Origin of the sequence: Actimicrobium sp. CCI2.3 (assembly GCF_035019065.1) — a bacterium.
Classification (GTDB): domain Bacteria; phylum Pseudomonadota; class Gammaproteobacteria; order Burkholderiales; family Burkholderiaceae_D; genus Actimicrobium.
The window spans coordinates 1-968 of the sequence record NZ_JASJWR010000084.1; the positions used below are offsets into that span (position 1 = coordinate 1).

1 protein-coding gene is annotated in these 968 nt (G+C 59.0%); it reads right to left on the reverse strand.

Features of this window, described 5'->3' with window-relative positions:
• Positions 1-63 precede the first annotated feature (63 nt).
• Complete coding sequence (locus tag QN370_RS20540) at positions 64-621, reverse strand: hypothetical protein (protein ID WP_322128730.1); 558 nt, start codon at positions 619-621, stop codon at positions 64-66.
• Between the last annotated feature and the right edge of the window lie 347 nt (positions 622-968).

The window sequence follows — 968 nt, forward strand, 5'->3', positions numbered from 1 at the left end:
TTTTTTAGTCATGTAATTTCCTCAGTTAGCGGGAGTGTGCTCCCATTGAGGTGTCCGATTTCATTAGACCACTACAGTCGTCCATGCGTCGACTACCACCGCTTTGTCACCCAACTCGGGGTGGAGTACCAGCGCACCATGATCCTGATCATTTGCGACGGCGACGACGGGCAGGTCGAGTGTCCTGGCGAGTTCGAACGCCACCGAGAAATGTTCGGTACAGGCACCGCCCTGCGCCACAACGGCAAGCGCCGGCAAGGCATCGATTTCCCCAAGTCCTTGCAGCGCGGCCTCACGCACGCCGAACAAATTTGCCACAGTATCGCCTTGCGACGCCGCGACCGGCAGTTGCTGATTACCGGCACCACCGCACAGCAAACTGCGGGTAGCCAGCGCCAGAGATTGCCCCAGTCGCAGTCGCGCGATGTCGTCGGTACCGACATGACGTCGCCGCTGTGGGCCGGCGCGATGCAAATGGGCGGGGATGGTTTCTTGAGGAGTCATGTCGGCGTCGGCGATGAGTTGATCGACTTGCCGGCGATGTTCGACCTGATCTGCTTCGGTCAGATGTTGTTGGGCAGCAGCCCAGAGCGGGGCCAGCGTGGTGTTGAGTCGTTGCATGAGGAATACCTGTGTCGCAAAGGGAGTTGAAGGAAGAGCCTGATACGGTCAGTAACCGATCAGGGCCGTCGTTGAGTGGCACCGATGCGGCAGAAGTTCCAGCGGTGTGTGGCGATTGACGGCCAGGGCGACCGTGATCAGGGCATTTGGTGCAATGCCCTGCGGTTATTGCACCCTACGATTGAGCGGGAGTCGTGGGGGTTGCCGTTGCTGTTGCCGTTGACGTTGACGTTGACGTTGCTGTTGCTGTTGACCTGTTCCGCATTGAGACAGCTGCCAAAAACGGTAGTCAGACAAGGGATAAGAGGGGCGCATGTCTGAGCGAAGCGAGTTTGCGACCCTCCCCT

Bases quoted from the DNA above. Each gene is read 5' to 3' on its own strand.
- QN370_RS20540 (WP_322128730.1), bottom strand. From the start codon at position 621: ATGCAACGACTCAACACCACGCTGGCCCCGCTCTGGGCTGCTGCCCAA.